Raw genomic sequence first — 24177 nt, forward strand, 5'->3', positions numbered from 1 at the left:
TCTGCTCCCCTCTCTTTTGCAAGCAAAAAAGAGGGGAGCAGAAGGCTGCAATTAAAACTTTTATAACACCATCAATCAACACACTTTTCTTCCAAACGATAAATGGAGCAAACCTTTCTTTTTTACCCTCTTTATGACTTGTCATGGAGAGGGCGGTCCAGCGTAGTGTCGACCGGGTGAGTCCCTGTCTGCACCATACATCTCACCAAAAATAATATCTTTACCCCTGTTAAGATACTTTCAGAAAAATGAGATCCATCCTTATAAACTGCTCACTTATATTATCATGCTTTTTCGCCTTCGGACAAAATGTAACAACTCATCCAAATATGGATTATCATTTTTCGTGGGATGGAAATTCGTCCCTGCTAAAGGTTGATGTATTTTATACCACAGAGGCAAAAGATACTACTTCATTTATTTATCGTGCCCATGATGTTGCTAATCAGTTAAATATTTTCAGGATTGTAAAAAATATTCAAACCGAAAAAGGAGATTCCGTTTCCATTGATTCAGGTAAACGCAAAATTACAATATGGCATAAAACTACCGGACCTAAAAAGCTGCATTATGAAATAAACGGCGCATTAATTTCACCTGCAAAACATAATAATGCTAATGAACAGTTCCGTCCTCAACTGGTTCCCGGTTCTTTTTATTCGTTAAGTTTCAATTTATTTATGCAGGTTGATACCAATATATATAAAGAGATTTCTTATACCTGGGATAGGTGGCCTGTTGGTATAGGTTATTTTTCATCAGCCTCCCCTGAATCTAAACCCGGCGCTACCGTAAATGTAAAGGCTGACCAGATGATGAAGATTTATATGGTGATGGATAAGAAACTGATTGTCAATACTTATAATGTTCACCATGTTCCTTATTACGCCATTAGTACGGGCAGGGATAGTTTAAATGACATTCAGGCTGATTTAAAACCGTTTTTCAGTACTTTTTTCCCGGCAATAACAGATTTCTGGCAGGATTACGGGGGTAAAGATTACTTTATCAGCGTACTGCCTTTTTTAAATATTGCACCGAAAAACTATACCGGTTACGGTTTAATTGACGGGTTCAGCATGCGGTATACCGGGCCATATGATCTGGATAAAAAAGAAGTTATCGCACACGAAACATCACATAAATGGATTGGCAATAAACTGGAGATTAAACAAAAGGGTATGGAGTATATGTGGTTTGAAGAGGGATTTAACGACTATATTGATACCTATATCCTGGCAAAAACAAAAATGATTAGCCCTACGGAATTTATTGATTATATTAACGATAAAAACCTAAAGCCCCATTATAAAAGCCCTGTAGGAACAGCCCCTGCCGATTCTATCGAAAAACACTTTTGGGTAAATCATGATTATGAAAAGCTTCCTTACCAAAGGGGGTTCATTTATGCTTTTTATTTTGATAACCAGATAAGACTGGCTTCTGGCGGTAAAAAAACAATTAGGAATTTTCTGCTGGCCCTATTGAAACACAGGTCTGAAAGTAAAGGCATTGACCTTACAGTAGATGATTTTATAGCTACTGCTTCCAAATTCCTTCCAAAACAACAGGTAACAAACGAAATAGACAAATACCTTATGCGTGGCGATTTACTCGATTTTCATCAAATTAAATTGATCAGCGCTTATGAGATTAAGTACGAGGATAATATCCCGGTTCTCTACTTAAAGCAAAGTGCAGATTTACCAAAAATATTGAGCTGGTAGGAGGTTGATTTATCTCCCCGATATCAAACCCTCCTCACATATTAATTAGGCGTTATGGTAACCTTTATAGCAAAATTAATACCCTGTTGATAAATTATCCACTGGTCTGTTTTTACGTACCACGCATATTCTTTTCTGCTATTACCAGTCATACAATATGGTCCGGTTAGCTTTGGAGGTATAGGATCACAACATTCACCCGAATATCCATCTTTTTTAGTTAGAAATATATTAATAGCGGGTGTTTTGCTGTACATATAATTATCCACATAAATCGTTCCTTTCTCATAATAAGAGTCATCCAATGTTTCAAAAACGATAAAAAATCCATTCTTGGGTACCTGTATATGATATTTAGAAAGATCAACACTTACATGTGGCTTCTTTTCAGGATTATAAACAATAATGCTATCGGTAATAAGCGCCGTATCAGGAAAAATACTATCATCACTTCTGGATAGCACCTCCACACCAAATGGCTTTTCTATAGCATGCTGTCTGTCATTTAATTCAAAATCTACAGAGGCTATTGTACCAGAAACCTTAGCATCATTTGGAAAATATTCAGCAGATTCATTATTGGGGGATGAATTTAAAGAGCCAATATGTTTAGTTTTAAAATACCCCCAGGTAACCGGTTGCGGTTTATAGGGGCTTATCTTTACCTCGTGTAATAGGGTTATTGACCGCGCAAGTCTTATGGTATCAGGTAGGGCAGCGCTTCCAATTTTCAGTAAGAAAGGACTGTATCCAATACAAGAAATGCGTAAACGGCTGTCTCTATTAATATAACTTTTATCAATATTAACAGATCCATTAATGCTTGTACTGTAATAGTGTGTTTTATTTATTGCGATGGTAACCCGTGCAAGACTATGGTTACTAAGACTATCAACCACAATTAAATGCCATAGACTTTGATCAGTATTTTGTTGCGAAAAAGCAGAGGTGAGGGAATTAAACAGTAAAAGTAAAAATAGTAATTTCTTCATATAAATGCTGCACAGGTTTAAGTAGGGCAAAGCAAAGATTTTGGCTTATTCCTGAAAGCTTCCAGTAATAATGTTTAACAAAAAGATTTTGAAGTGTTGGCTGAACAAAAAGGAGGTTACTTTATCGGAAGCTGTACAAAAAAGGTGGTTCCTTTTCCAAGCTGGCTTTCAAACCAAATTTTACCCTGGTGTGCCTCCACAATTTGCCTACAGATTACCAGCCCCAGTCCAAATGAAGGTTCGCCGGCGGTGCCGGATCTCTGTGATCCCGGAAATATCTCAAATATACAATCCTTCATACTTTCCGGGATACCGATGCCCTGATCTGCAATAGCAATAACAACATGTTTAGCCTTTGTTTTTAAGCTCACCTTAATGGTAGTCCCTTGCGAACTGAATTTAATCGCGTTCGCAATAAGATTGCTTATTACCCGCCAAAGCTTCTCACGGCTCGATAGTATAATAACAGGGAGTACATCTAACCTGATCTGTTGCTGTTTGGCCTCTGCCTGGTGGCGCAGCAAATCGGTACAGTGAAACAGCATGGCTCCCAATTCAACCGGTTCCTTTTGTAAATCTTCCTGCCGGCCCTGCATTTGCAGTAAGTCATTAACCAATTCTAACGAATTGGTGGCTGATCTGTAAATGATCTCCAGCATTTTACGTTCTTTCTCCAAACGATCGGGCTTAACCATCAGTGCTGATGCTGTCATTTTAATGGCACCTATAGGATTACGCAGATCATGTGCCACTACTTTCATCATCCGTGTATTATCAGCATGGCTCTGTTCCAATGCATGGAGTGTTTTGATCATTCGGGCATTTTGTTCACCTATTTCTGTAAGCTGCTGACTCTGCTGCTCAATGGCTACTATATGATTCACTCTTTCAGTAACATCTAAACAGGCACCTATCATTTCCAAAGGCACTCCATCAGCATCCGATTTCAATTTTGCCCATGATCGCAGATGCCGCACCTCACCATTGGGGCGAATAATTCTTTCTTCAAACTCTACATCTACTTTTGTTTTAAACACATTTTCAATGTATTCACAAACCTGTACACGATCATCAGGATGCAACAACTCCTGGTAACCGTCAAAAGTGGCCTTAAAATCTTTAGGGTCTAAGCCGTAAATAGTGTACAACGCAGGCGACCAGGTAACGATATCGTGCTGTACATCCCATCGCCAGTTTCCAAAATGCGCCAGTTCCTGGCTTTGGAGCATCAGTAGGTTAGCTTCACTAATAATCTCGGCTTTTTGACGGTTCTCTAAAATGATCCGTAATAGGGCAGTGGCCCTTTCCATTACCTTCATTTCCTCCTGATAAGGTATTTTGGCTTCACGGTAATACATGGCCAGTGTTGCCATCACCTCACCGTCGGTATCTATTACCGGGGTAGACCAACAGGCACCTAAATGATATTTCCCGGCTAAATGAAGGAATTTTACCCATCGGGCATCATTAGCAATATCACTTACAATAACTTGTTGCTTTGAAATAGCAGCTGCTCCGCATGAGCCTTCGTATTCGCCAATAGGTATACCCGCAACTGCAGCCATATAAGTTGAAGGCAATGATGGCGACATACCACCGGTAAGGCGCCCGTTCTTTACACGATGAATAGAACACTGCATTTTGGGAAACAAAGCTTCTAAACCACGCAGGTAACTGCATAAAACCTGCTGAAGCGATACCGTAAGATCTGAATTTAACCGAAGCATATCGCTTTCCAAACGTTCCTGGGCTCTTAATTTTTCGGTAATGGTGTTATCAACCATAATACCGCGCAGCAAAAACGGTTGGCCATCTTTATAAACAATAGTAACATTGTCTTTAATCCACACAATCTGATCATCTGCGTGAATCATCCGGTATTCAAAAGAATATTTTTTTTCAGGCTGATTTTTTAAATGGAGGTAATCAGTTACTACATGCTTATCATCCGGATGGATCCGGGCCCTCCATAAACCAGGCGTGTTCATACAGGCTTCCGGTGAAAAGCCTAAAACGGGTTCCACTTTGTCGCTAATGAAAGTAAATTGTTGCATCCCGGTATCTGCTTCCCAGGCAATCCCTTCTATGGATTGAAAAAGAGTATATAACTCTTCCCTGGAGTTTTTGGAACTTCGTTTATCACTTGTCATGTATGGCCCAGGTTGAATAAAATATCGAATTACTAAAAATACAAACATCTGCGGGTATTCCAAACTATAAATATGGCATTCAACTCAATTTAAATCACAACCTGAAGGAATAATTATAAATAATAAGACTTACACCGTAAAAAAACACTAATACTGTCAATAAAAGTTTAAATAAACTTTATTATGTTAAACATGGTAATTTAAATAACAACATCTATTAAAAATGAGAGAGATTGTTTGGAGGAGATAATGACTCTGATTATAATGCCTGATAAATTATTCCATCAAAATAAAGATATTTGCCCGGCTGCATTTAACACATGGATCATAAAACGCTTCAATCATACATACAACCAGTTATTGAATTAGCCGAAGAGGAGCTGGCTTTATTGATGAGCTGCGCGATAAAGCGTCCGTTAAAAAAAGGCGAACAATTATTGAAGCAAGGTGAGGTATGCAGTACCTTTTACCTGGTTGAGAGCGGTTATTTACGTACTTATTACGACCGGGAAGGAGTGGCCATCAACATGAATTTCACCTTTGAGGGCGATTTTACTTCAAACCTCCGGAGCTACAGAAGCAGGTTACCTTCCGAACTCATTATTGAGGCCGGGGAAGATACTATAGCATGGATATTTAACCTGCGCCAGCTTTCCCAACAGTATGATACTTATCCCAATGTAACCCGTTTCGTCCGTCGCTTGGCTATTAGCCAGCTACTAGCCGCCCAGGAACATAGCGATCTGTTTAAACTTTACACACCTACCGAACGCTACCGGCATATCGAAAAAAACAATCCGCATCTTTTGCAGCGTGTATCACTATCACAATTGGCATCTTACCTGGGTGTAACCCGTGAAACATTGAGCCGCATCCGCGCAAAAAACAATTAATTGCCTTTCGATTGTGATTTTGATCACAGGTCGCTTTCACATATTTGCCTCATCTTTGTACCATTAAATCATAAAAAATTAAAATATGGAATGGTATCAATATCTGGCCGCATTTTTCGCAGGCTTCTTTCTGGCAAACGTAGTTCCTCACTTTGTGAAAGGTATTTGCGGCGATAAATTTCCTACGCCATTTGCCAAACCACCGGGCAAAGGTCTTTCTTCGCCTCTGGTAAATGTTATATGGGCGCTATTTAATATGGTAATAGGTTACCTGTTGTTTAAATCAGGACAAGTAGCCTCTGGTAGTCTCCCTGCATTAATTGTTTTCTTTATTGGTATAGCGGCTTGTGGTATTATGCTGAGCATCCATTTCCAGGAAAAACATAAAGAATAACCGGGCAACAATCTCATTTTTTAACATTTATCCTATTAAAGACTCCTTAAATTGATTAAATAAAACATGGCCGTCACCAGTAAACCAAGTACTTTCAGGGCTTTTCGCAACCGTAACTACACATTATACTTTACTGGTCAAGGTGTTTCTTTAATAGGTACCTGGATGCAACGAACGGGTGTTAGCTGGGTAGTTTATACACTTACGCACTCCCCGTTAATGCTAGGAGTTACCGTGTTTGCATCTCAGTTCCCTTCATTCCTTTTTTCACTGCTAGGAGGCATCGTTTCTGATCGCTATAACAGGTATAAAGTATTGTTGGTTACGCAGGCAGCTTCCATGGTGCAAGCTATATTGCTGGCCGTACTAACACTTACACATCATTTTGTTGTTTGGGAAATACTAACCCTTAGCGTAATACTTGGCATAATCAACGCATTCGATGTACCCGCGAGACAGCCACTGGTTCACGAACTGGTAAATGATCCGGTTGATTTACCAAATGCATTGGCATTTAATTCATCTATGAATAATATTGCCCGTCTGGTTGGCCCGGCACTTTCTGGTATTGTATTGGTGAAATTTGGAGCGGGCATTTGTTTCCTTTTTAATGCATTCAGTTTTTTGGCTGTATTAATATCTCTTTTATTAATGAAGCTGAAACCATACGTACCCTCCCCGATAAAAAAGAAAATCCAGTCAGATTTAAAGGAAGGCTTTACCTATTTAAAAAACACCCGCGAAATTGCTATGGTATTATTAATGCTTTCATTTTTAAGTCTGCTGGTATTGCCCTATAACACCTTGTTACCGGTTTTTGCAAAAGTTATTTTTAAAGGGAATGCTGCTACTTATGGCTATATCAACAGCTTTATTGGCCTGGGTGCGGTTGTAGGCGCTATATTTTTGGCATCAATAAAACCAGAAAAATCCCTTAAACGGGTTTTGCTTATTAACACCATCATTTTTGGCTTTTGCCTGATGCTTTTTGCGCGCATCGGTTATTTTCCGGTTGCCATGTTATTTGCAACCTTAGGTGGTTTTGCGATGATGACACAAACCACCATATGCATAACCCTGATACAGGTTAACTCTGACAAAAATATGCGGGGCAGAGTAATGAGTTTTATGGCTATGGCCTATTTTGGAATGCTACCATTAGGGAGTTTGCTTATTGGTGCGGTATCACAAAAAATAGGGGCACCGGCTACCATGTTTTGTCAGGGAATGGTTTCACTTTGTATTGCAGCCATTTTCTTTAACTTTTTGATAAAGAAGAAACCGCCCATTAAAGTGCCTGAAACATTATTGGAGGAAGAATTATTAAACAATTAAAATTATTTATAGAAACATACACATGGAACAAAACACCGCACTTTTAGTTATGGATATGCAAACCGGAATTTTAGGTGGATATCCGCAGTTTGCATTGTTAACCGACATGGTTAATAAGGCAATTATCATAGCCCGTAAAAAAAATATACCTGTAATTTTTGTAGTAGTTGGCTTCAGACGGGGAGCTCCGGAAATAAGCCCGAATAACAAAAGTTTTTCTTCGAGAAAAGATGGCTTTGCCAACATCAACATGGATGAGTTCATGACTGTTGCTCCGGCTATAACAAAACAAGATAAGGATATAATAGTTATTAAACGCCGTGTAAGTGCTTTTACCGGCAGTGATCTGGAAGTAGTTTTAAGGGGATTAAATATACAGCACCTTGTATTAACCGGTATTGCAACCAGTGGTGTAGTACTGTCAACTATTCGCGAAGCATCAGACAAAGATTATCGCCTTACCGTATTAGCCGATTGTTGTGGCGACCCGGATGAAGAAACTCATCGTGTACTCACAACAAAAGTTTTCACCCGCCAGGCGGAAGTACTCAACATAGATAACTGGAGTTAATTAGATAGCTGATTGAGTTGGATAGGTTAAAACTACTTTCAACTTATCAGCTATCTAACTAACACCAGTTAAAAGTGCCTGGCTCGTGGTTGATGCCGAAATGGTTTTTGTTAACTCTTCCGTGTGTAGTATCATAATGCTTGTAATTTTGATAAGGTTTTTTTGAGTGATGTATCTGTGGTTCGGCATTAAGTTCAGCCTTATCAGGCTGATTACTTTTAGTAACTTTTTTCATAATTTCCTCTCCTTTATTATTTATCAATTGGTTACACTAAGTTAATTAATAAACAATTCATTTCAAATAAATTAGCACAATTTATTATTGTATAAATATTACCGTCGTCGTTTTTTAATTACTCATATTTTCCGATAGTTGTTTACTAAACGCTACCACTAATTTTCTGTAACATTTTACTTTAATTAATATCTTATAATAAACATTTAATACTAAAAAAGACAATCATGTTAGTAACAACAAGCACACATTTGGAGGGTTACAAAATAACCCAGCACTTAGGTATCATAAGGGGAATTACCGTACGATCAAGAGGTGTTGGTGGTAACATTATGGGAGGTTTACAAACCGTATTTGGTGGCCGCAATAGTATCTATACTGAGCTTTGTGAAACTGCAAGGGAAGAGGCTTATGAATTAATGATGCAGCACGCACAGGAACATGGCGCAAATGCAGTGATAAACATGCGTTATGATGCCAACGAAGTAATGCAGGGCGTAACAGAAGTATTGGCTTACGGAACTGCTGTGGTGGTTGAGAAAGTGTAGTTTTTTGAGTATTTAAACCTATAGAAACGAAAAAAACGGAGGAACGCATCAGCAAAAAAACTGCTGCATTAAGCTATATAAACTGAAAGTAATAAAACCAATTTAATATCCTTTAGTTAATATTATTTTACAATTTTGTATAAAAAAACAACTATGGGAAATATTATTGGAATTACCGAAGAAAACAGAAAAGCAGTATCAGTTGAATTATCAAAATTGTTGGCTGATGAATACGTGCTATACACCAAAACACGCAACTCACATTGGAATGTTGAAGGACCTGATTTTCATTCAATGCATATATTTTTTGAAGGTCAGTATAATGAGCTTGACGAAATATTGGATAGCGTAGCTGAAAGAATCAGGACACTGGGTCATTATGCGCCAGCTACATTAAAAAGCTTTTTAGATCTTACCCATTTAACCGAAAAAATCGGCGATAAAAATAACAGCCTGGCTTATATCAAAGAATTATTAGGTGATCACGAAAGCATTATTGAATTTTTAAGAGGCAATATTGACCCTTTCGCTAATAAATATCATGACTTGGGTACAAGCGACTATATTACCGGTCTGATGGAAACTCATGAAAAAATGGCTTGGATGCTGCGTTCGCATCTTGTTTAATTAATGTATCAGAGGCTGGGGATTAGAGAGATAATTACTTTATTCTAACTAATCTCTGGCCTCTAATCTCTCTAAATTAGTACTTTTGCTGCCTTTAAACAGGTCCATGCAAAAAAGCAAACTAACCTTATTTATTTTCATAGCCCTGTTGTTGGGTGTAATTGCAGGATACCTGTATAATGTTTTTGTAATTGATGAGATCAATACCAAAATGACTCATGCAGAAACACAGATAACAACCATCAATCAGCAATTAGCTTCAAAAAACAATTCAGCCGAACTAAACGCTCAACTTAATACACAGAAAAACGCTCAAACCATCATCATTAAAAAAAGTGATGAGCAAAGGGGGAGCAAGTTAGAAGGTTTTACTATTCTAAGCGATATTTTTCTTAGACTAATCAAAATGATCATTGCTCCGCTGGTATTTACTACATTGGTGGTTGGTGTAGCCAAAGTTGGCGACATTAAAGCAGTAGGAAGGATAGGAGGTAAGACCCTGTTATGGTTTCTGGGTGCTACGCTGGTATCTTTATTGTTGGGGATGTTAATGGTAAACCTATTTGAACCCGGCAAGGCTATTAACCTTAACCTATCTTACACCGCTGATGCCGGTATCAAAAAAATAAGTTTTTCATTAAAGGACTTTGTTGAACATATTTTTCCAAAAAGTATTTTTGAGGCACTTGCCGATAATCAGATTTTACAGATTGTGGTATTCGCATTGTTCTTTGGTATTGCCACTGCCGCCATTGGCGAAAAAGGGCAACCTGTTATTAAAATGATGGATGCCTTATCTCATATCATCTTAAAAATAACCAGCTATGTAATGAAAATGGCCCCACTGGCAGTTTTCGGGGCCATTACAACTATAGTAGCCAAGCAGGGATTAGGTATTATATCAACTTATGTAATTTTTATAGGCGAGTTTTATCTGTCGCTCATTGTGCTTTGGCTGTTGATTATTGTGGCAGGTTATTTTGTATTAAACAAAAGGGTATTCACCCTATTAAATCATATAAAAGATTCAATACTGCTGGCATTCAGCACTTCAACCAGTGAAACTGCTTATCCAAAAGTGTTAATGGAGCTGGAACAATTTGGCTGCAGCAATAAAATTGTAAGCTTTGTTTTGCCTTTAGGCTACTCCTTTAACCTGGATGGTGCTATGATGTATATGACCTTTGCATCTTTATTCCTTGCCCAGGCCTATAACGTACATCTGGCATTAGGGCAGCAAATAACCATGCTGCTGATACTGATGCTTTCCAGTAAAGGCGTAGCCGGTGTTCCCCGTGCTGCGCTAGTAATAGTAGCCGGCATATTACCACAGTTTAATATCCCAGAGGCCGGTTTCGCACTAATTATTGGTATTGACCCGATATTGGACATGGGGCGTTCTGCTACGAATGTTTTAGGTAATGCGATGGCAACTGCCGTGGTAAGCAAATGGGAAAAAGAACTAAATTAGGCAAAATTGAAATTTAATACGACTTTTGCCGCAAATGGATAAAATAACCACTATTTAATAAATCTCTAATTAACTGACACTCATGTCTGATAAAGCTAAAAAAGTATTTTTGCTCCTAACTATAATTGTCCCTTTCCTGTTGTATTGCGTTTACTATTATGGCCGGATGCTGAAAAATGCGCCTTATAAGTTTACCGAATTTAAATCATTTGTATTTAAATATGGCGATGGCGATAGTTTGGTTAATACTTATAACTCATTAACCGGCGAATACCAATACCTTAACAAAAAGGACTCCCTGGTAAAAACCAATTTATTATTAACCAAAGACGACTTGCTATACCTGCACCGTAAAGCTGCTGATTTGGGTTTCTGGGATTTTCCTTCAAAAGAATTGAATAGTGACACTACCGGTTTTCACGGTCGTAAAGCGCCACATTACTACATCGAATTTAATTATGAGCGTAAAAGTAAAAAGGTATTATTTGATGCATCTTTTAATGGCGATGACCGTTTAAAAGATGCCAATGTTAACCTGATAAAGGAAATTATGCACGTTTTGGCAGATGCAGAGGATAGAAAGAAAAAGTAAAAGGACTATTGTTTATTGAAATATCATTCCCTATATTTGCACCTCGAATTTTAAAACAATAATTAACAAACAATGTACGCAATAGTAAGTATAGCCGGACAGCAATTCAAAGTTGCAAAAGACCAGCAGATCTTTGTACACAGATTACAAGGCGATGAGGGCGCTAGTATTGAATTTGACAACGTATTATTAGCTGAGAACGAAGGTAAATTTAAATTAGGTTCTGATTTAAAAAGTGCCAAAGTATCCGCTAAAATAGTGTCTCATTTAAAAGGTGATAAAGTAATTATCTTCAAAAAGAAAAGAAGAAAAGGTTACAAAAAGAAAAACGGTCACCGTCAGCAATTTACCAAGATAGAGATCACTGGTATCACATTATAATTAAAGTTTAATCGGGACTGTTTCATCATCCCATAAAAAGATATTAAGAAATGGCACACAAAAAAGGGGCCGGTAGTTCCAGAAACGGCCGCGAGTCACATAGCAAACGTTTAGGTATCAAAATTTTCGGTGGTCAGCCAGCTATTGCAGGTAACATCATCGTTCGTCAGCGTGGTACCAAACACAACCCGGGCCTTAACGTAGGTATCGGTAAAGATCATACCTTATTTGCTTTAGCTGAAGGTGTTGTAGTTTTCAAAAAGAAAGCAGACAACCGTTCATACGTTTCAGTACTTCCTTTCGAAGTTGAAACTATTGCTGAAGTAGCAGCACCTGCACCGGCTGTAAAAGCTGAGAAAAAAGCAGCAGCAGCAAAAGCACCAGTTGCTGAAGTTGCCGCAGAGACTGAAACTGTAGTTGAAGAAGCTCCAAAAGCAAAAAAAACAGCTCCTAAAAAGAAAGCTGCTGACGCAGAAGAAGAAAAAGCTGCTGAGTAATCAGCCTTTTAAATATTAAAAAGCCCGGTTCTGTAATTGAACCGGGCTTTTTTTTTGTGGTTTACTATGTGTGTAGTCAGAAACTTCGAATAGCATGAAAAGATATTTCGCTCACGCTCAATTTGACAAATTTTAAATTGAGAACCAATTCAAATGCGTGTTTAACAGTATCTATACAAGCCACTTATTTGCCCAAAGTAAAGGCTATAGGCACTGTGTATAACACCCTAACCGGAAGACCATTTTGGGTTGCGGGTATCCATTTTGGGCATGCGCTCATTGCTCTGACAGCTTCCTGATCTATCGATGGTGAAACACCTCTTACCACCTTTATATCTGTAAGACTTCCGTCTTTTTCTATCGTCATTGTTATAATAACCCGCCCTTGTCGATTTTTTGTTCGCGCGTCAACAGGATAAACAATGGTAGCAGCTAAATAATGATAAAAACTTTGAATGCCGCCCGGAAATTGTGGAGCCTTCTCAACAGAGGTATAGATTTTTCCGGTATCGTTTTCTTTCTTTGTTATGGCAACCTCTGCGGATTGTGCCTTTGCATTTATAAAAAAGGTAATCGCAAATACTGTCAAAAGGATTTTTTTCATAAAAGGTTTAGTTTATAAATTTATTCTATTGTGATTTTCTTAATATAAAAAGTATCCTCATCAATTTCGGGTACGGTGTTGCTGCTTACCAAAAGCCCCTTTTGGTCAATTATCATTCTCTTAGTCCCTTCATTGGTGGTAACCTCTATTGGCAATGGAATAGTCATGTTCTGTAATTGTATCAGGTAATGATTGCCTGATAGTTGTTTGATATGAACATCCAGCTTATCAATACTTCGAATATATAGGTCAAACAGCGGCTTAAGATCCCTGCCTGATTCCTGGCTGAAAAATTGCTGTACGTCATCTGTATTAACAAGGTTGTCATAAGTATATTTAGGCGAGGTAACAAATTTCTTCAACGCTGGAAAAAACAGGCTATCACCCATTATGTAGCGAATGGTATGCATAAAGAATGCGCCTTTACCGTAGATATCACCGTTGTAAGCGGCTTCTTCATCAATATCTTTTCCCATTACAATGGGTATTTTGTTACCAAAGCGGAATGAAGCATTCTGGAAGTATTTATTATATGCGGCTTCACCTTCAAACTCCCTCACGTAAAGTGCATCACCATAGGTACAAATACCTTCGTGGATCCAGTAATCGGCCCAATCCTTAGCAGTTACTTTGTTTCCCCACCATTCATGCCCAAATTCGTGATGCATAAGGCCATCATAATCTTCGCCGCCTACTTTGGTGTACTTAAATTTGTTTCCATAGGCATTCATGGTTTGATGCTCCATACCCAGGTGCGGTGTCTCACAAATGGCTATTTTTTCTTTTGCCCAGGGGTATTCTCCAAAGTATTTTTCCTGCTCGTGGATAGTTTTTTCAAAAACATCCAGGTGATGTGCCGCTTTTGATTCATGTTCCTTCAAAACGTAAAACTGCAGCGGAACAGTATGTCCGTCAACGGTAGTATATTGCCTGGTTACCACAGCAAAATCACCTACATTAAAAAGAATACTGTAGTTGTTAATGGTATAATTGGTTTTCCAGTGAAAAGTAGCTTTATCACCATGGTTGGTAACTTTCTGTAACAAACCGGGCCCTGCAACCACCAAATCCTTCGGAACGGTTATAAACATATCCACTCCTTCATTTGGCTCATCAGAAGGATGGTCTTTACAAGGAAAATACAGCTTGCCACCGGTTCCTTCGGCAGTTATAGCCATCCATTGATGCCCGGTTGAGTCTTTTGCCCATATAAAACCGTCATCCCATGGTGGTCTGCGGGCAACATGAGGCTTGCCACCATAAATTACCCTTACGCTTGCTTTACCGGCAGGTAATTCAGCATTCATGTTAACCCTGATTAAATTATCTTTATATTCAAAAGGCTGCTTTTTATTGTTCACCAATACCTGTTTCACATTAAGTGAATCCAGCAAATCAAACAATAAAACATGTGTTGGCTGCGCCATAATCACATCAATAGTGGTAAACCCATCAATTGACCTCTGTGCGAAATCAACATTGAGCGATATGGTGTAATGTCTTACATCCATTATTGCCTGTTCTGGTTTTAATTTCCCACCTGAGGTGAGTTCCTGAGCATGAAGACGGCTTGCGGCAAATAGCGCAAACAGGAGTAAAGTTTTTCTCACTGATACTTAATTATTTGAATAAGGTAATCTAGCTAATAATCACCTGGATATTTAAAGACAATAAAATTGTTACTTGAATTAATTCTCCCTAACCAATAATCCATCGGCAAAATCATGCAGGTATTGCTTTTGTGCTGCAGGTAAATTTATGGCATCAAGCGCTTCAAAAGCCTTGTCGGTATGCTTCTGCATGGCTTCTTCTGCATATTGACGGATGTTTAGTGAATTATAAATAGCCGTTACGGCGGCAACTTTTTCGGCATTATCAAATTGCTTCAAAGCAATCCATTTATCTAACGCCGTTTTATGCTGATTGCCAGCAAGTTCAAGAGCTTTTATTAAAAGGTAAGTTTTTTTATTCGAGATGATATCACCGCCAACCTGTTTACCAAACTTTTCGGGATCGCCATATACATCCAGTATGTCATCCTGTAACTGGAAGGCAATACCCAGGTGTTCGCCGAAACTACTCAACAAATCAGCGTCTTTCACATCAGCACCGCCAATTAATGCACCTATTTTTAATGCTCCACCCAATACAACAGCAGTTTTGAGACGGATCATCTCGAGGTATTCGTCGATACCGACATTATCGCGCTGCTCAAAATCCATATCCAGTTGCTGCCCCTCGCACACACCCACAGCTGTAGTATTAAAAATATCCAAAATAGGGCGCAACAAGTGATCTTCTACCTGCATCATCAACTTATACCCTTGTACCAGCATGACGTCGCCAGAGAGGATGCCAACGTTGTTATTCCACTTTTCATGAACAGTTACCTGTCCGCGGCGTAATGGCGCGTTATCCATAATGTCGTCATGCATCAAAGTGAAATTATGGAAAACCTCAATAGCCAGAGCAGGAGGCAGGGCAGCATCAATATCACCGCCAAAAAGATCACAAGCCATTAGTAGCAAAGCCGGGCGCATCCGTTTGCCGCCTAATGAAAGGATATAATTTATGGGTTCGTAAAGTTCAGCCGGGTGATCAGGAAATGCCAGGTTATCAACAGCATTACTTATTATTGCTTGTAAATCTTCAAGTTTCTTCATCTTTTATTTCTGGCGAATTAAAAAGGGAGCCCTAATTTAACCCAATCAAATATTCTAAATCAATTAATCCTGTACCAACGAAAAATCAATCTGTTTTTTGGTCAGATCAACGTTTTTTACTCTTATTTTAACCTCATCGCCTAACTGGTAAACCTTCTTTTTACGCTGACCGATAATGGCATAATTTTTCTCGTCTAAAGTATAAAAGTCATCTGATATATCCCTTAAACGGATCATACCTTCGCATTTATTCTCAATAATCTCTACATACATACCCCATTCGGTTACGCCGGATATCACTCCGCTGTAAATACTGCCCACCTGGTCTCTCAAATACTCTGCTTGTTTGTATTTAACAGAGGCACGTTCTGCATCTGCTGCTTTTTTCTCCATTTGCGAGCTGTGCTGGCACAGTTTCTCATAATGTTCGGCATTAGCCGACTGACCGCCATTTAAATAATGAAACAACAGTCTATGAACCATCACATCCGGATAACGGCGGATAGGAGAGGTGAAATGTGTATAATGATCAAATGCTAAACCGTAATGGCTGGTGCCTTTGGTGGTATAAATAGCTTTTGCCATGGACCGGATAGCCAACTGAGTTAACACGTTCTGCTCTTTTTTACCTTCCACATCTTCCATTAAATAATTAAGGGATTTGGCTGTTTCTTTATCTGATTTAGTATTGATCTTATAACCAAAACGAGCAGCAAACTGAGCAAAATTAGCCAGCGATTCGGGTTTTGGAGAATCGTGCACACGGTAAACAAAGGTGTACTTATGTTTGCCTTTACCCATTTTACTTACGTGTTCGGCCACTTTGCGGTTAGCCAGCAGCATAAAATCTTCAATGAGCTTATGGGCATCTTTTCGTTCCTTCACATAAACACCAATAGGCTTGCCATTTTCATCTAACTTAAATTTAACTTCGGTGGTTTCAAAACTGATAGCTCCATTTTTAAATTTACGTTCGCGAAGTTTGTAAGCCAAGGCATTCAGTTTTTCAATTTCTGGCTGAAAATCGCCTGTTTTGGTTTCGATAACTTCCTGTACCTCTTCATAAGTAAAGCGTCTGTCTGAATGAATAATGGTTTTACCAAACCATTCAGTAAGCACATTAGCCTCTTCATCCATCTCAAAAACAGCAGCAAAGCAAAGTTTATCCTCCTTAGGCCTTAAAGAACATAACCCATTCGACAAACGTTCGGGCAGCATCGGTATTACCCTGTCAACTAGATAAACGGATGTACCGCGGTCTTCAGCTTCTTTATCCAATGCTGATTCTGGTTGAATATAATGCGATACATCTGCAATATGAACGCCTATCTCGTAATTGCCATTTTCCAGCTTTTTAAACGACAATGCATCATCAAAATCCTTGGCATCAAATGGATCTATAGTGAAGGTAATTGTATTCCTAAAATCACGGCGGCGGGCAATTTCTTCCTTAGAAATTACGTCGGGTATGGCTTCAGCCTCATGTTCCACTTCTGCCGGAAAGGAGAGCGGGAAACCAAATTCAGCCAGGATGGCGTTCATTTCGGTATCATTCTCACCTTGCTTACCCAAAATATGTTTGATACGACCAATCGGGTTTTTAGCATCAACCGGCCAATCTGTTATTTCAGCAACTGCTTTTATCCCATTCTTAGCGCCATTTAGTTCATTGATAGGGATAAAAATATCATGCATCATTTTCCGGTCATCCGGAATAAAAAAAGCAAAACGTTCCGATAGCTTTACAATGCCGGTAAATTCCATTTTGGCGCGCTGCAATATCTCTATTACTTCACCTTCCTTGTTTTTACCCTTGCTTTTTGCGTAAACGTAAACTCTTACTCTATCGCCATTTAAGGCATTACGCAATTTGCGGGGAGCAATAAAAATATCACTCTCAAATTCATCATCCGTAACAATAAAGGCCGAGCCATCATTAGTCAGGTCAACGCGGCCTTCAATAAATGTTTTTAATTCAAGTAGTTGGAATTTGCCGGGAGATAGCTCCTTTATTACGTTCTTTTTGGCTTCTTCTTTTAATATATCGAATATTACTTCCCTTGCTTCGGGATCGCGGATATTTAGTTTGGCTGAGACTTGTTTATAATTTAACGGTGTATTGCCGTTCTGTTCAAATATATCAAGTACCATTTGGGTAAGGACCTGATTTATTGATGAACTATTTTTCTTTTTAGACATGCGAATTATTTGTACAAAGATACAATGTTTTTGAATGTGGATGTCAGAATGCCCATTGCAGGATGTGATGATTTATAAAATTTGATTCCCGGTATTAAAAATTTACCGCAAATTTTAATTCACTCTCGGTATGGATGCAATTAATTTCTTGGTATATGCCTCTTTAGGGTGGTAATAGATATCATCTGGATCACCCATTTCAACTATTTCCCCCTTATTCATCACCATCATCCTATCTGATATATGTTTAATTACCGCCAGGTCATGGGATATAAAGATATAAGTGAGGTTAAACTCCCTTTGAAGCTCCCTGATAAGGTTTAGCACCTGAGCCTGTACCGAAACATCCAATGCCGAAACGGATTCATCACAGATGATGAATTTAGGTTGCAACGCCAAAGCCCTGGCGATAACAATCCGTTGTCTTTGCCCGCCCGAAAATTCGTGCGGATAGCGGTTAAAGTGTTCCGGCAATAAATTTACGCGTTCCAAAAGCTCAATAACACGTTTTTTGCGTTTGGTGTCATTAGCATAAAATTGGTGTACCTGCATCGGTTCCATCAGCGAATCGCCAACGGTTAAACGCGGATTTAAAGAGGAATAAGGATCCTGGAAAATGATTTGAATATCACGTCGCATTGCCCTCAGATCATTTTTCTTTAGTGATCTGAGATCTGTATTTTCAAAATTGATACTTCCCGAAGTAGGTTCAATCAACCTCAATATGCTCCTTCCCAAGGTTGTTTTCCCGCAACCTGATTCGCCAACCAGCCCCAGTGTTTCACCAGGGTACACTTCAAAGCTAACCTGGTTAACTGCTTTTACTATATTCTTTTTAAGGCCAAATAGCGTTTTATCATCACTAAACCAGGTATTTAACTGATTTATTTTAAGTATCGGTTCCTTTGCGTATAAAGTTTTTTTACGTTCTTTTATTTCTTCAGGTTTATATGCAAATCTTCCTCTTATACTTTCTATGCTTTCTACTGATTTTGATTCTGAAGGTAAAAAATCAGCAATAACGGGCAATTTTTTCAAATGATAAGCCGGGGATGGGCGGCAAGCGAGCAAACCTTTGGTATATGGATGTTTCGGCTTTGCAAACAAATCTTTTACTGTTGCTTCTTCAACCACTTCGCCCTTGTACATAACCAGCACACGATCAGCTATTTCACCAATTACACCTAAATCATGAGAGATAAAGATTAAACTCATATTGCGTTCGGCTTTGAGCTTCAGCAATAACTCAATAATGGTTTTTTGTACAGTAACATCAAGTGCTGTGGTGGGTTCATCTGCAATTAATATCTCAGGGTTGCAGGAAAGGGCCATAGCGATCATTACCCTTTGTTTTTGTCCACCCGATATTTGATGCGGATAACTGTCGAACAGCTCTTCAGGCCGGGGTAACTGCACTTCTTTAAACAAATTAATTGTTCTTTGCTTTGCTTCCGCTTTACTCGTTCCCAAATGCAGTTGTATGGCTTCTGTAATCTGGTAACCGCAGGTTAACACCGGGTTCAGGGATGTCATTGGTTCCTGAAATATCATGGCCATTTGATGTCCTCTGATTTTTTGCATTTCAAGCTCCGGTACGGTGCAAAGACAAACTCCATTCAATAAAACTGAACCATTAATAACCGTCTGCTCATCATTCAGCAGGCGCATTAAACCAAGGGAAGTAACCGATTTACCTGACCCCGATTCGCCGACAATACCAATAGTTTCTCCTTTATTTAAAGTGAATGTAATGCTTTTAACAGCTTCAAATAAACCATTAGCTGTTTTAAACCTGATATTTAGGTCCTTTACTTCAAGCATTACTCAACTATGATTATACATTCATCAGAAATAAGCTCTTCGCCACGATAACGACGTAATAGTTGCGCTGTAGCAATTACATCTTTTTGGCAATAGCTATATATACGCTCCAGTTGATTTTCAACCCAATAAACATGGCCAACCATGCTCCCATCAATATCCTCTTTTGGAGTAGGGATATTAAAAATGGCGGTTAGTAAATTTAATGAGGTATAATTTTTATAATCACCAAATTTCCATAACTCCATTGTATCCAAGTGATTTATTTCCCATGGCTTTTTACCGGATAATTCCAATTGTGATGGGATTTTTAAGCCATTAACCAGCATACGGCGGCAGATATATGGAAAATCAAATTCTTTTCCATTATGTGCGCATAAAATTAAGCTGGGTGGCTGACTGGCTAACAAAGCAGCGAACTTTTCCAGTACTTCTTTTTCACTATGCGATGCAAATGATTTAACTCTTAAACTTGTTTGTTTTCCATTAACAAAAATACCCACTGATATACAGATGATCTTGCCAAATTCAGCCCAAATACCTGCGCGTTCATAAAATTCTTCAGCAGTTTCTTCTTTCCGCTGATTCTGCGTTTTTAAATCCCAAAGCTTTTGAAAATTTTCTGGTACCTGGCTGAAGCTACTGTATTGCGGAACGGTCTCAATATCAATTACCAATAAATTATGGAGGTCGTATTGTTCAAGCATTAGTTGTTACTATTTAATGAGGCAATATACTATTTTTAGTTTTTTGTTTTCCTTAGCCATTGCCTTTAAATAAGCCTGTAATATCCAGGCAGTGTAAAAAAAGTCAGTATTATTGTTACTTTTGGGCCTTAAAAAGGTTTTTATTAAACCCGATCACAATAATGAAAATAGAAAAATTATCAATTATTATTCCTGCTTACAATGAAGGTAACACCATACACCTCATATTAAACAAAATTAAATCAGTTAACCTGATTGATAATATTCAAAAAGAAATCATTATTGTAAACGACTTTTCAAGTGATAATACCGAAGAAGCAGTTGCAAGCTATAAGCAAACCAATCCCGATCTGGATATTAATTACTTTAAGCATGAAGTAAACAAGGGTAAAGGTGCAGCATTGCATACAGGCATATCAAAAGCGACCGGCGAGTACCTGATTATTCAGGATGCTGATTTGGAATATGATCCTGAAGAATACAATGACTTGTTAAAACCAATCCGCAATGGATTTGCCGATGTTGTTTACGGCTCCAGGTTTATGGGTAGCAATCCACACCGTATCCTTTTCTTTTGGCACACTATTGGTAACAAGTGGCTTACTTTTGCCTCCAATATGTTCAGTAATCTCAACCTTACAGACATGGAAACCTGTTACAAGGTTTTTAATACCAAACTTATCCAATCTATCAAACTAACCGAACAACGTTTTGGATTTGAGCCGGAAGTAACTCAGAAAATTGCCCGTGTACCTAAAATCCGCATCTATGAGGTAGGGATCTCTTATTATGGCCGTACATATGAAGACGGGAAGAAAATAGGGTGGAAAGACGGCGTAAGGGCTATCTATTGTATTTTAAAATATGGGTTATTCCGGGCAAATTAAGTTTTAGCCCAACATTATAAAATCATTACCCCAACTTTATTTACAACTGGTAACTTAATAAAGTTAAGCTCAACAATGCTCTCCGGTAAAAAGATGAATTTTTTATCATAGATATTTTTACCAATATAAAAGCTTAACCAATATTCATTATTTAAGCCAAAGGTTTGCTCATCAATTGGTTCAATCAATTTATATGAGCCTTCTTCAACCAGCGGAAACATGTGTCTGAGTGTAGAGGTCTTTACTTGTTCTCCGTTTTTTTCGCCATAGCCCTTTGATGTAATCAATACATTTTCAATAGGCTCTTTTTTTAGGTTGATCAAATAAACATACCATATTTTACTCTCAGCACTTTCCTTCTCAAGAGCCACCGCTATAGCAATGTCTTTTACCTTATTTTCTGGCAGATCTTTTATCATATCAATAGGAGCATTAAACAGCTGATATGAATATCGATCAATATCAGCCATTAAAAATTATTTCTTTTTTGCCGGGGCCTTTTTCTTTGCAGGAGCCTTTTTAGCAGCTGGTTTTGCAGCTGTTGCTGATTTCCCAAATCGTCCCTTTTTTGCATCTTTTGGCATTGCGTCAGCCAATGCTTTACACTCTTCGTAAGTTAAGCTCTGCGGATCTTTATCCTTTGGAATTTTAACATTTAGTTTGCCAAATTCAATGTATGGACCCCAACGGCCATTTAATACTTTGACATCGACATCTTCATCAAAAGCCTTAATCAACTTTTCTGCATCACGTTTACGTTTATCGTTAATCAGCTCAATTGCTTTTTCTTCGGTAACATCATGCGGATCTATTTCTTTAGGTAAGGATACAAAAGCACTGTTGTGGCTGATATAAGGGCCAAAGCGACCAATGGCCACCTTCATTACCTTACCTTCGTATTCACCAACTACCTTAGGCAATTTAAACAATTCCAGTGCGTCTTCTATACTGATTGTTTCAATGCTTTGCCCTGCCCTTAAACTCGCGTAAAGTGGCTTTTCTTCTTTGTTCTCTTCCGTAGCACTCTCACCAATCTGCACAAATGGACCGTAGCGGCCAATTCTAACAGAAATCTTTTTGCCATTTTCAGGGTGGACGCCTAATTCACGCTCACCAGTAGCTTTATCAGCAGTTTGAATGGTACTTTCAACTTCCTTATGGAAAGGTGTATAAAAGCTGCGGATCATGTCTGTCCATTCTTTTAATCCCTGTGCTATCTCGTCAAACTGTTTTTCAACGCTGGCTGTAAAGTTAAAATCAACAATATCATTAAAATGCAGCACCAGGAAGTCATTTACAACTGCCCCTATATCTGTAGGAAACAGCTTTCCTTTTTCGGCGCCAGTATTTTCAGTCTTCTCCTCTTTAGTGATGTTTTCTTCCTTCAGTGTTAAAACACGGAAGGCCCTTATCCTGCCTTCACGCTCTTCTTTTAAAACATAACCACGGTTTTGAACGGTAGATATGGTAGGAGCATAGGTTGAAGGACGGCCAATGCCTAATTCTTCCAATTTTTTAACCAAACTTGCTTCGGTATACCGAGCAGGCGGACGGGAAAAGCGTTCGGTTGCTGACATTTCCTGCAAAGCCAAACGCTGGCCTTTGGTTAATGGCGGCAACATAGCATTTTCACCATCCTGTAAGTTATCCTCATCCTCATCACTGGACTCCAGATAGACTTTCAGGAAACCATCAAATTTCATCACCTCACCATTGGCTGTAAGTTCTTCTTTACGGGTTGATATACTGATTTTTGCAGTGGTTTTCTCAAACTGCGCTTCACTCATTTGCGAGGCAATTGCTCTTTTCCAGATCAGCTCATACAACCGCGTTTCGCTCGAATCACCCTGTATAGTATGCTTATCGAAATAAGTTGGCCTTATCGCTTCGTGCGCTTCCTGAGCACTGGCGTTTTTAGTTTTATATTTTCTATGCTGATGGTATTTATCGCCATAGGCAGAAATAATCTCTTGAGCAGCTGCGTTTAAAGCCTGATCAGATAAATTAAGTGAGTCAGTACGCATATACGTAATATGCCCGGACTCATAAAGTTTTTGGGCTACCTGCATGGTACGTGAAACTGAGTAACCTAATTTACGGCTGGCTTCCTGTTGAAGGGTAGATGTTGTAAACGGAGCAGCCGGTGAACGTTTTGCAGGACGGGTTTCCAGTGATTTTACATCAAAATCAGCCTTAATACAATCCTGTAAAAACTTCTCTGCATCTTCTTGCTTACTGTAACGTTCGGATAGTTCAGCTTTAAAGGCATCTCTGCCTTTGCCAAAAATGGCAACTATTTTAAATGCCGCTTCTGATTTGAATTTGTTGATTTCGCGCTCTCTGTCAACAATCAGTCTTACTGCAACTGATTGTACACGACCAGCTGAAAGTGAAGGTTTTACTTTTTTCCATAAAACCGGAGAAAGTTCAAAACCTACCAATCTGTCCAAAACACGGCGCGCTTGTTGTGCATTTACTAAATTATAGTCTATTTTACGGGGCGTTTCAATAGCACGTAAAATAGCCGGTTTAGTGATCTCATGAAAAACAATACGCCTGGTAGTGGCTTCTTTTAAATCTAAAGTATCATATAGATGCCATGATATAGCTTCCCCTTCGCGGTCCTCGTCCGATGCCAGCCAAACTATTTCGGCTTCTTTAGCTAACTTCTTTAATTCGCTAACAATCTGCTTTTTGTCTGCAGGAACCTCATATTTCTGTTTAAAATCATGCGCAATATCGATAGCATCATCAGACTTAACCAAATCACGGATATGTCCATAACTCGACTTTACGGTGAAGTCTTTGCCAAGGTATCCCTCAATGGTTTTGGCTTTCGCCGGAGATTCTACAATAAGTAAATTTTTAGCCATTTAAGCAGTT

At 38.7% G+C, this 24177-nt stretch carries 23 protein-coding genes; 12 read left to right on the plus strand and 11 right to left on the minus strand.

Going from position 1 to position 24177, the window contains the following annotated elements; all coding sequences use genetic code 11:
• Nucleotides 1-329 precede the first annotated feature (329 nt).
• The gene (locus tag JN11_RS16040) at nt 330-1727 is read left to right on the plus strand and encodes a M1 family aminopeptidase (protein ID WP_170227769.1); all 1398 of its coding nucleotides are present in this window, start codon (nt 330-332) and stop codon (nt 1725-1727) included.
• A 41-nt stretch (nt 1728-1768) separates the two neighbouring features.
• Here the strand turns inward: JN11_RS16040 and JN11_RS16045 are convergent, their stop codons facing one another.
• Nucleotides 1769-2719, minus strand: coding sequence for a hypothetical protein (locus JN11_RS16045; protein ID WP_144914167.1), 951 nt, complete (start codon nt 2717-2719; stop codon nt 1769-1771).
• Nucleotides 2720-2835: 116 nt separating this feature from the next.
• Nucleotides 2836-4869, minus strand: coding sequence for a PAS domain-containing protein (locus JN11_RS16050; RefSeq protein ID WP_170227770.1), 2034 nt, complete (start codon nt 4867-4869; stop codon nt 2836-2838).
• Nucleotides 4870-5189: 320 nt separating this feature from the next.
• Between JN11_RS16050 and JN11_RS16055 the strand changes: the two genes are divergently transcribed.
• The 4 genes from JN11_RS16055 (at nt 5190) to JN11_RS16070 (ending at nt 8062) form a co-directional block, all read left to right on the plus strand.
• Nucleotides 5190-5762: a Crp/Fnr family transcriptional regulator gene (locus JN11_RS16055; protein WP_144914170.1), complete on the plus strand. Its 573-nt coding sequence runs from the start codon at nt 5190-5192 to the stop codon at nt 5760-5762.
• A gap of 85 nt (nt 5763-5847) precedes the next feature.
• Nucleotides 5848-6156 (plus strand): hypothetical protein, encoded by a 309-nt coding sequence (locus tag JN11_RS16060; RefSeq protein ID WP_144914172.1) that lies wholly within the window; start codon nt 5848-5850, stop codon nt 6154-6156.
• Nucleotides 6157-6222: 66 nt separating this feature from the next.
• The gene (locus JN11_RS16065; protein WP_144914174.1) at nt 6223-7491 is read left to right on the plus strand and encodes an MFS transporter; all 1269 of its coding nucleotides are present in this window, start codon (nt 6223-6225) and stop codon (nt 7489-7491) included.
• Nucleotides 7492-7513: 22 nt separating this feature from the next.
• Nucleotides 7514-8062, plus strand: coding sequence for a cysteine hydrolase family protein (locus tag JN11_RS16070; protein ID WP_144914176.1), 549 nt, complete (start codon nt 7514-7516; stop codon nt 8060-8062).
• Nucleotides 8063-8120: 58 nt separating this feature from the next.
• On the opposite strand, the gene JN11_RS24465 is transcribed toward JN11_RS16070, so the two are convergent.
• A complete protein-coding gene (locus JN11_RS24465) occupies nt 8121-8297 on the minus strand; it encodes a hypothetical protein (protein ID WP_170227771.1) in 177 nt (58 codons plus the stop codon).
• 227 nt (nt 8298-8524) lie between these two features.
• Between JN11_RS24465 and JN11_RS16075 the strand changes: the two genes are divergently transcribed.
• From JN11_RS16075 to rpmA, 6 genes are all read left to right on the plus strand, one after another.
• Nucleotides 8525-8845 carry a YbjQ family protein gene (locus JN11_RS16075; protein WP_144914177.1) on the plus strand — a complete coding sequence of 107 codons (321 nt, stop codon included), beginning with the start codon at nt 8525-8527 and terminating at the stop codon, nt 8843-8845.
• 153 nt (nt 8846-8998) lie between these two features.
• Nucleotides 8999-9472, plus strand: a complete 474-nt coding sequence (locus JN11_RS16080) for a Dps family protein (protein WP_144914179.1) — start codon at nt 8999-9001, stop codon at nt 9470-9472.
• Between the two features lie 106 nt (nt 9473-9578).
• The gene (locus JN11_RS16085; protein WP_144914181.1) at nt 9579-10943 is read left to right on the plus strand and encodes a dicarboxylate/amino acid:cation symporter; all 1365 of its coding nucleotides are present in this window, start codon (nt 9579-9581) and stop codon (nt 10941-10943) included.
• Between the two features lie 82 nt (nt 10944-11025).
• Nucleotides 11026-11535 (plus strand): hypothetical protein, encoded by a 510-nt coding sequence (locus JN11_RS16090; RefSeq protein ID WP_144914183.1) that lies wholly within the window; start codon nt 11026-11028, stop codon nt 11533-11535.
• A gap of 72 nt (nt 11536-11607) precedes the next feature.
• A complete protein-coding gene (rplU, locus tag JN11_RS16095) occupies nt 11608-11916 on the plus strand; it encodes a 50S ribosomal protein L21 (RefSeq protein ID WP_091374057.1) in 309 nt (102 codons plus the stop codon).
• A 50-nt stretch (nt 11917-11966) separates the two neighbouring features.
• Nucleotides 11967-12413 carry a 50S ribosomal protein L27 gene (gene rpmA, locus JN11_RS16100; protein ID WP_144914184.1) on the plus strand — a complete coding sequence of 149 codons (447 nt, stop codon included), beginning with the start codon at nt 11967-11969 and terminating at the stop codon, nt 12411-12413.
• A gap of 184 nt (nt 12414-12597) precedes the next feature.
• On the opposite strand, the gene JN11_RS16105 is transcribed toward rpmA, so the two are convergent.
• The 6 genes from JN11_RS16105 to JN11_RS16130 form a co-directional block, all read right to left on the minus strand.
• On the minus strand, nt 12598-13017 hold the full coding sequence (locus JN11_RS16105) for an energy transducer TonB (RefSeq protein WP_144914186.1): 420 nt from the start codon (nt 13015-13017) through the stop codon (nt 12598-12600).
• A 20-nt stretch (nt 13018-13037) separates the two neighbouring features.
• A complete protein-coding gene (locus tag JN11_RS16110; protein ID WP_144914187.1) occupies nt 13038-14627 on the minus strand; it encodes a M1 family metallopeptidase in 1590 nt (529 codons plus the stop codon).
• A gap of 78 nt (nt 14628-14705) precedes the next feature.
• Entirely contained in the window at nt 14706-15680 is a 975-nt protein-coding gene (locus JN11_RS16115; protein WP_144914190.1) for a polyprenyl synthetase family protein, read from the minus strand.
• 63 nt (nt 15681-15743) lie between these two features.
• Nucleotides 15744-17879, minus strand: a complete 2136-nt coding sequence (gene rnr / locus JN11_RS16120) for a ribonuclease R (RefSeq protein WP_144914191.1) — start codon at nt 17877-17879, stop codon at nt 15744-15746.
• Nucleotides 17880-17993: 114 nt separating this feature from the next.
• The gene (locus JN11_RS16125; RefSeq protein ID WP_144914193.1) at nt 17994-19700 is read right to left on the minus strand and encodes an ABC transporter ATP-binding protein; all 1707 of its coding nucleotides are present in this window, start codon (nt 19698-19700) and stop codon (nt 17994-17996) included.
• Complete coding sequence (locus JN11_RS16130) at nt 19700-20407, minus strand: 3'-5' exonuclease (RefSeq protein WP_144914195.1); 708 nt, start codon at nt 20405-20407, stop codon at nt 19700-19702. Before JN11_RS16130 ends, JN11_RS16125 begins: the two co-directional genes overlap by 1 nt.
• 161 nt (nt 20408-20568) lie before the next feature.
• Here JN11_RS16130 and JN11_RS16135 point away from each other — a divergent pair, with 161 nt between their 5' ends.
• Nucleotides 20569-21294, plus strand: a complete 726-nt coding sequence (locus JN11_RS16135; protein WP_144914196.1) for a glycosyltransferase family 2 protein — start codon at nt 20569-20571, stop codon at nt 21292-21294.
• Between the two features lie 14 nt (nt 21295-21308).
• Here JN11_RS16135 and JN11_RS16140 read toward each other — a convergent pair whose 3' ends face one another.
• Entirely contained in the window at nt 21309-21713 is a 405-nt protein-coding gene (locus tag JN11_RS16140) for a hypothetical protein (protein WP_144914277.1), read from the minus strand.
• 57 nt (nt 21714-21770) lie between these two features.
• On the minus strand, nt 21771-24167 hold the full coding sequence (gene topA / locus JN11_RS16145) for a type I DNA topoisomerase (protein WP_144914198.1): 2397 nt from the start codon (nt 24165-24167) through the stop codon (nt 21771-21773).
• Nucleotides 24168-24177 lie beyond the last annotated feature (10 nt).

This window comes from Mucilaginibacter frigoritolerans (genome assembly GCF_007830615.1).
GTDB classification, from domain to species: Bacteria; Bacteroidota; Bacteroidia; order Sphingobacteriales; family Sphingobacteriaceae; genus Mucilaginibacter; species Mucilaginibacter frigoritolerans.

Bases quoted from the DNA above. Each gene is read 5' to 3' on its own strand.
- topA (WP_144914198.1), bottom strand. From the start codon at position 24,167: ATGGCTAAAAATTTACTTATTGTAGAATCTCCGGCGAAAGCCAAAACC.
- JN11_RS16065 (WP_144914174.1), top strand. From the start codon at position 6,223: ATGGCCGTCACCAGTAAACCAAGTACTTTCAGGGCTTTTCGCAACCGT.
- JN11_RS16040 (WP_170227769.1), top strand. From the start codon at position 330: ATGGATTATCATTTTTCGTGGGATGGAAATTCGTCCCTGCTAAAGGTT.
- JN11_RS16140 (WP_144914277.1), bottom strand. From the start codon at position 21,713: ATGATAAAAGATCTGCCAGAAAATAAGGTAAAAGACATTGCTATAGCG.
- JN11_RS16050 (WP_170227770.1), bottom strand. From the start codon at position 4,869: ATGACAAGTGATAAACGAAGTTCCAAAAACTCCAGGGAAGAGTTATAT.
- JN11_RS16045 (WP_144914167.1), bottom strand. From the start codon at position 2,719: ATGAAGAAATTACTATTTTTACTTTTACTGTTTAATTCCCTCACCTCT.
- JN11_RS24465 (WP_170227771.1), bottom strand. From the start codon at position 8,297: ATGAAAAAAGTTACTAAAAGTAATCAGCCTGATAAGGCTGAACTTAAT.
- JN11_RS16115 (WP_144914190.1), bottom strand. From the start codon at position 15,680: ATGAAGAAACTTGAAGATTTACAAGCAATAATAAGTAATGCTGTTGAT.
- JN11_RS16075 (WP_144914177.1), top strand. From the start codon at position 8,525: ATGTTAGTAACAACAAGCACACATTTGGAGGGTTACAAAATAACCCAG.
- rnr (WP_144914191.1), bottom strand. From the start codon at position 17,879: ATGTCTAAAAAGAAAAATAGTTCATCAATAAATCAGGTCCTTACCCAA.
- JN11_RS16055 (WP_144914170.1), top strand. From the start codon at position 5,190: ATGGATCATAAAACGCTTCAATCATACATACAACCAGTTATTGAATTA.
- JN11_RS16130 (WP_144914195.1), bottom strand. From the start codon at position 20,407: ATGCTTGAACAATACGACCTCCATAATTTATTGGTAATTGATATTGAG.
- JN11_RS16070 (WP_144914176.1), top strand. From the start codon at position 7,514: ATGGAACAAAACACCGCACTTTTAGTTATGGATATGCAAACCGGAATT.
- JN11_RS16105 (WP_144914186.1), bottom strand. From the start codon at position 13,017: ATGAAAAAAATCCTTTTGACAGTATTTGCGATTACCTTTTTTATAAAT.
- rpmA (WP_144914184.1), top strand. From the start codon at position 11,967: ATGGCACACAAAAAAGGGGCCGGTAGTTCCAGAAACGGCCGCGAGTCA.
- JN11_RS16090 (WP_144914183.1), top strand. From the start codon at position 11,026: ATGTCTGATAAAGCTAAAAAAGTATTTTTGCTCCTAACTATAATTGTC.
- JN11_RS16085 (WP_144914181.1), top strand. From the start codon at position 9,579: ATGCAAAAAAGCAAACTAACCTTATTTATTTTCATAGCCCTGTTGTTG.
- JN11_RS16125 (WP_144914193.1), bottom strand. From the start codon at position 19,700: ATGCTTGAAGTAAAGGACCTAAATATCAGGTTTAAAACAGCTAATGGT.
- JN11_RS16060 (WP_144914172.1), top strand. From the start codon at position 5,848: ATGGAATGGTATCAATATCTGGCCGCATTTTTCGCAGGCTTCTTTCTG.
- JN11_RS16080 (WP_144914179.1), top strand. From the start codon at position 8,999: ATGGGAAATATTATTGGAATTACCGAAGAAAACAGAAAAGCAGTATCA.
- JN11_RS16135 (WP_144914196.1), top strand. From the start codon at position 20,569: ATGAAAATAGAAAAATTATCAATTATTATTCCTGCTTACAATGAAGGT.
- rplU (WP_091374057.1), top strand. From the start codon at position 11,608: ATGTACGCAATAGTAAGTATAGCCGGACAGCAATTCAAAGTTGCAAAA.